The sequence below is a fragment of the Aeromonas sanarellii genome (assembly GCF_000820085.1).
GTDB lineage: Bacteria > Pseudomonadota > Gammaproteobacteria > Enterobacterales > Aeromonadaceae > Aeromonas > Aeromonas sanarellii.
Genome location: NZ_CDBN01000065.1, coordinates 22,453 through 28,621, shown reverse-complemented (window position 1 = coordinate 28,621; position 6,169 = coordinate 22,453). Strand labels below are relative to the sequence as shown.

Below are 6,169 nucleotides of genomic sequence, written 5' to 3'. Positions count from 1 at the left end.
GGACGCGTCGGATGTGTATAAGGGGCAGATGCGGCGCGGGAGGGGGTGGACAGGGAGCTCAACTTCACCACCACCACCACCCTGCCCCCCGACAACAAGGTGACGTCCGGCCAATGGCTCGCCGGCAAGGGGGAGGTCTCCGTCGACGAGGCGCTGGCGGAGCGGCTCGGCATCGCGCTGGGGGATGTGCTCGGCTTCACCATAGAGGGGCGGGCGTTCGAGGCCAGGGTGACCAGCCTGAGATCCATCAAGTGGGACAACATGAGGCCCAACTTCTACATGATCTTCTCGCCGGACGTGCTGGCCCCCTTCTCCCAGACCTGGCTCGGCAGCTACCGCCTGCCCGCCCGGCTGGCCGAGCAGGGACGCCGCGCCGAGGTGGAGATCATCCGCCACCACCCCACGGTGAGCCTCATCGACGTGGAGGATCTGATCGCCAGGCTGACCCTGGTGTCCGATCAGGTGAGCCGGGCCCTGGGGCTGATGCTGGGGCTGGTGACGGTGGCCGCCCTGCTGGTGCTGCTGACCCAGACCCAGGCCAGCATGGCCCATCGGCGCCGGGAGCTGCTCTTGATGCGCACCCTGGGGGCGGGCAGCGCCCTGCTCGAGAAGATGCTGCGCTGGGAGCTGGTGGCGAGCGGCGCCCTGGCGGGGCTCTGCGCCGCCATGGTGGTGGAGCTCTGCTCCTTCGGCCTGCAGTGGTGGTGGCAGGATGCCCAGTGGCAGTTCCACTGGGCCATCTGGGCCGGACTCCCCCTGCTGGGAGCCCTGCTGGTGACCCTGGCCGGGCAGGGCATGCGCCGCCAGCTGCTGGCGGGCACCCTGAGCGACAGACTCAGGGGGCTGGGGCAGGGGCTGCTCTGAGGCAGACGACAATCCCGACTTCGGTCGGGATTTTTCATGGGGTCAGCGCGGGGAGCGCAGCAGGTCGGCCAGGGCCTCGGGCAGGGCCGGATAGGTGAAGTGGAAGCCTGCCTGCTGCAAACGGACGGGGAGCACCTGCTGGCCGGTGAGCAGCAGATCCGCCGCCTCTCCCATCAGGAGGCGCAAGAGGGGCGCTGGCACGAAGAAGAGGTGCGGGCGATGGAGCGTGGCGGCCAGGGTCTGGCTGAACGCGCGATTGCTGACGGGCTGCGGGGCCGTGCCGTTGAAGATGCCGTCGCACTCGTCGTGCTCGATGAGGAACAGCATGGCGCGAACCAGATCCTGCACGTGGATCCAGCTCATCATCTGGGTGCCGCTGCCCATGGGGCCGCCGAGGCCGAGCCGATAGGGGGGCAGCATTCTGGGCAGGGCCCCTCCCTCCATGCCGAGCACCAGGCCGATGCGCACTATGCAGACCCGGGTCTGGGGTGTGCGGGCCTGCAGGGCCAGCTGCTCCCACTGCTGGCAGAGGCGGTGGGTGAACTCGTCGTGGGGCGTCTGGCACGTTTCATCCAGCGGGGCATCCCCCTGGCGACCATACCAGCCGATGGCGGAGGCATTGAGCAGCAGCCTGGGGGGCGTGCCGGAGAGCTTGATGAGATCAACCAGCTGTTCGGTCAGCAGCCAGCGGCTGTTGCACAGCAACTGCTTGCGGGATTCGCTCCAGCGCCCTGCGGCGATGGGCTCGCCGGCCAGATTGATGACGATGTCCACGTCGTTGAGATGATCCAGCCTGTCCAGGCTGTCGAGCAGGGTGACGTCGTGACCGAGCAGATCATAGGCCCGGCTGCCCTGGCGGGTCAGAACCACCACCTCGTGTGCCACCTTGAGGTGCGCCACCAGGCGGCGACCGATGAACCCCGTGCCTCCCGTGATCAGTATCTTCATGTGCTGCCTCCCCCGACCCTGTTGGCTCTACTCTAGAGGCTGGGGGCTGGATGGACAAGGTCCTGTTTTTATAAGCATTATAATTTCCGCTGGCCAGGGGGCGCGGGGCTGGCCCCGCGGCCACCTGTCGGCGATGATCCGGGCCGGCTCGGCATCCCGAGTCTCCTTCTTGCTTGCCAAGTGAGCACCAGCGGGTACACTTGTGCGCTTTTTCGCCATGACCATGAGGGCTCTTATGCCATTTCGTCGTTTAAGGGTGCGTCAATTCTATATCAGGCTGCTGTGCGCCTTGCTGGCCGGCCTGCTGCCCATGGTGCTGGGGCTGGCCATCGTCACCTGGCAGACCGCCAACGGCGTGAGACAGGATGCGGTGGAGCGGCTGGAGCATGCCAGAGTCATGTTCGACCGCACCCTGGACAACGCCGGGCAGGCGGCGTCGGCCCTTGCCGGCAGCCTGGACAAGCCCTGTCTCGAGGTGGTGCAGGGGCTGCGGGATCAGGTGGCAACGGTGCCAGACGTGCGCAGCGTCAACCTGGCCAGGGGCGATACAATCTACTGCTCCTCCCTCTATGGCCCGGTCAGCGGCACGTTCTCGCGGGACGACTATGTGGGCGGCAGGCTCGATCTGATGAAGGGCAACCCGGTCACGCCCAATCGCCCTCTCATCGTCTACCGGGAGGCGGCGGGGGAGTTCAGCGTGCTGGTGGGGGTCGACGGCTACTACCTGCTCAACATACTGGACATGCTGAGCCGCAACTCTCCCCTCGGGCTGGTGGTGGGGCAGCAGATGCTGCTGCGGGACAGCCGGCTCACCGACCGGCTCATTCCCGAGGAGAGCCAGGGTTACCTCGAGCAGGCCTCGACCAGATATCCGTTCAAGGTGGTGACCAGGGTGTCGCTCAACGAGTACGGCGCCCACATCTGGGACTACTCCAAGGTCGGCGTCATCTTCTATCCCCTGCTGGGGCTGCTGCTCGGGGTGGGGGTCTTCTGGCTGACGGGGCGCCCGACCTCGCCGGTTCAGGAGCTGAAGCGGGCGCTGGATCAGCAGGAGTTCATCCCCTACCTGCAACCCGTGGTGACCGGGGACGATGCCCACTGGAGCGGCTGCGAGGTGCTGATGCGCTGGCAGCATCCCCGTCAGGGCATGATCTCGCCGGATCGCTTCATCCCCATGGCGGAGGAGTGCGGCCTCATCGTGCCCATGACCCGCTCCCTGATGACGCAGGTGCGCGAGGCCTTTGCGCCCCTGGGGGAGACGCTGCCAAGGGGGTTTCACTTCGGGTTCAACATCAGCGCGAGCCACTGCAAGGATCTTAGCCTGGTGGAGGATTGCCGGGACTTCATCAACGCCTTCAGGGCCAACCCGATCAAGCTGGTGCTGGAGCTGACCGAGCGGGAGCTCATCGTCGCGGACGAGACCACGGACCAGCTGTTTGCCGAACTGCACGCCCTCGGCGTCTTCATCGCCATCGACGACTTTGGCACAGGCCACTCCAGCCTCACCTATCTGCAGACCTTCCAGGTCGACTTCCTCAAGATCGATCAGAGCTTCGTCGGCATGATAGGGTCGGACGCCCTCTCCAGCCACATCGTCGAGAACGTCATCGATCTCGCGACCCGGCTCGGGCTGCAACTGGTGGCGGAAGGGGTGGAGAACCAGGTGCAGGCCGACTACCTGCGGGCGCGCCAGGTGACCTTCCTGCAGGGCTATCTCTTCGGCAGGCCCATGCCCATGAAGCACTTTGCCGGCCTGCTGGCGAAGGGCGGGTCCTGAGGCCGAACGGGGGACGAAAAAAAACCAGCGACCGGGTCGCTGGTTTTTTTATGGCCGGTCGGCTCAGAGCATGCGGGCCAGGGCGCGGCACAGCCGCTGGATGCCCTCTTCCGTGGTGGCTTCGTCCACGCAGGAGAAGCTCAGACGCAGGGTGTTCTGGATCTCGGGGCGCACGTAGAAGGGGGCGCCGGGCACGAAGGCCACTTTCTCCTTGATCGCCTCGTCGAACAGGGCCATGGCGCTGACGCTGGATGGCAGGGTCAGCCAGAGGAACATGCCCCCCTCGGGGCGGGTGTAGCTGACACCGGGCGGGCAGTGACGGGCCAGGGCGGCCTCCATGGCGGCACGCTGGCGGCCGTAGACCTCCTTGATCTTCTCCAGATGGGCATCCAGCGAGTTGTCGGTCAGGAAGCGGTGCAGCACCTGCTGGCTGAAGGCGTTGCTGTGCAGGTCGGTGGCCTGCTTGGCGATGGTGACCTTCTTGCGCAGCCAGTCCGGCACCAGCATCCAGCCCAGGCGGAACGCGGGCACCACCGTCTTGGAGAAGGAGCCGAGCAGCACTGTATTGTGGGGGGCCAGCTTGGCGACGGGGGGCAGGTGCTCCCCTTCGAAGCGCAGCTCGCCATAGGGGTCGTCCTCCACCATCAGCAGCTCGTGGCGCACCAGGCGCTGTGCCAGCGCCTCGCGGTTGGCACGGCTGTAGGAGACGCCGCTCGGGTTCTGGAAGTTCGGAACCCCGTACAGCAGCTTGGCATTGGACCCCTGCTCCAGCAGCGCATCCAGCGCGGCCAGATCCAGTCCCTCCTCTCCCAGGGTGATGGGCTTGAAGGTCGGCTGGTAGACGGAGAACGCCTGGATGGCGCCCAGGTAGCCCGGCTCCTCGATGATGAGATCCTGCCCCTCGTCGATCAGCACCTTGCCCAGCAGATCCAGCGCCTGCTGGGAGCCGCTGGTGATCAGGATGTTGTCAGGATTGACGGCCATGCCGTGGCGGCTCAGGTAGCGGTCGGCGATGAACTGGCGCAGCGGGGCGAAGCCCTCGGTGGTGGCGTATTGCAGCGCGGCGGCTCCCTGCTCGCGCAGCACGTCCTGGCACGCTTGCTCGATGGCCTTGACCGGGAACAGATGGGGGTTGGGCAGGCCGCCGGCGAAGGAGATGATCTCCGGATTGGCGGCGACTTTGAGGATTTCACGGATAAAGGAAGGCTCGACCTTCTCGAAGCGCTGGGCAAAAAACGGCTGCATAGGGTTCTCTCTGACTAGGTGGCGGTCGCTCCATTCAACCGCCAGGTTATCCGTTTGTATCAGATTTCAGAAATGAGGCAATGGCTGTCACAAAAATCCATAAAAAAGGGCAGGTTTGACACCTGCCCGAATTTTATCGCTTCAACATAGGCCGGGGGCGCAAAAAGCCCTGCCGGAGCGCCCTGGGATCAGAGCCCGGGTTCTTTCAGGAAACGGATCATCAGATCGGTGTTGGCCCCGAGCTGCTGCTCTATGCGGCCCGGGAAGAGCTCCGCCATCCTGTCGAGGCGGTCGTGCTCGGTATGCCAGATCTTGCCCCACTGGGTCTCGCTGTCCCGATCGCAGGCGCTCTTGGTGGCATCGTCGTAGCAGTCCCACAGAGCCGGGTTGGTGCTCTGGGAGTAGCCGTCATAGCCGGCCTCGCCGTTGATGGTGAAGTTGGTGGCCTCCACATAGGCGATGGGCACCCCGAGGCAGGCAAAGGGCGCGTGATCGGACCAGCTGCCGGTTTCCCCCTCCGGGTAGCCGTCGTAGCTGGGGTGGATGGCGAAGGGGGTCGACGTCTGCCTGGAGATGGCCAGCAGGCGGTCGCGCACCCTGGGGTCGAAGCTGTAGCGGCTCGGGTCGGCACAGTTGTACTCGGCCACGTCGGAGTGGGCGGAGTGGACGTAGACGATGTCGCCACCGGCGATGGTGTCGTAGTTCACCATGGCCAGCAGCTTGGCGACGGCGGCGCCATCGAGGCTGGCGGCATAGGCCCTGGAGCCGTTGAGGCCGTTCTCCTCGGCCCCGAAGAAGGCGAAGCGCACCGTGTAGGGCAGGGTCTGATCCTTGAGCGCCTCGGCGACCGCCAAGAGGGCCGCGACGCCGGCGCCGTTGTCGGTGGCACCTTCCGAGCCCTTCTTCTCGCCGGTGCTGTCGTAGTGGGCACCGATGAGGATCACCTTGTCACTCTGGCCCTTGAGCTCGGCGACGACGTTCTGGGAGTGCTTCTCGGTGCCGCTTCGGGTGTAGGTGAAAGGCTGGTTCTGCACCTCGTAACCCCAGCCGGTCAGATGGTCCTGGATCCAGGCGGCGGCCCGGGTCTCGGCCTCGGTGCCCGTGGGTCTGGCGCCTATGCCTTCGGCGCTCGAGCTCAGCTGCACCAGATATTCATGGGCCTGGGCCCCGGGGGCGGGGGGCTGGGAGTCGTTTTCAGAGGGGTTGCACCCGGCCAGCAGGGTCGGGATGGCGAGGGCCAACAGGGTTTTCTTCATACTGCAATCCTTTGTTGTGTATGGTTTTATTTTTCCGCGTCAGGATGCGCCTGACGCCCGGCAGATTCTGTGAAGGGGG

General features: G+C 65.6%; 4 protein-coding genes and 1 pseudogene. 2 read left to right on the top strand and 3 right to left on the bottom strand.

The genetic code is table 11. The features are described from left to right. Positions 1-36: 36 nt before the first annotated feature. Positions 37-864, top strand: a pseudogene (locus BN1132_RS12850) (ABC transporter permease); the annotation flags it as partial. Between the two features lie 42 nt (positions 865-906). On the opposite strand, the gene BN1132_RS12845 reads toward BN1132_RS12850, so the two are convergent. After that, the gene (locus BN1132_RS12845; RefSeq protein WP_042078051.1) at positions 907-1,812 is read right to left on the bottom strand and encodes a TIGR01777 family oxidoreductase; all 906 of its coding nucleotides are present in this window, start codon (positions 1,810-1,812) and stop codon (positions 907-909) included. Positions 1,813-2,047: 235 nt separating this feature from the next. Here BN1132_RS12845 and BN1132_RS12840 point away from each other — a divergent pair, with 235 nt between their 5' ends. Continuing rightward, complete coding sequence (locus BN1132_RS12840; RefSeq protein ID WP_042078049.1) at positions 2,048-3,589, top strand: EAL domain-containing protein; 1,542 nt, start codon at positions 2,048-2,050, stop codon at positions 3,587-3,589. Between the two features lie 63 nt (positions 3,590-3,652). Here BN1132_RS12840 and BN1132_RS12835 read toward each other — a convergent pair whose 3' ends face one another. Both BN1132_RS12835 and BN1132_RS12830 read right to left on the bottom strand, forming a co-directional pair. Beyond that, positions 3,653-4,834: an aminotransferase-like domain-containing protein gene (locus BN1132_RS12835; protein WP_042078047.1), complete on the bottom strand. Its 1,182-nt coding sequence runs from the start codon at positions 4,832-4,834 to the stop codon at positions 3,653-3,655. Between the two features lie 188 nt (positions 4,835-5,022). Next, entirely contained in the window at positions 5,023-6,090 is a 1,068-nt protein-coding gene (locus tag BN1132_RS12830; protein ID WP_042078045.1) for a M28 family metallopeptidase, read from the bottom strand. Between the last annotated feature and the right edge of the window lie 79 nt (positions 6,091-6,169).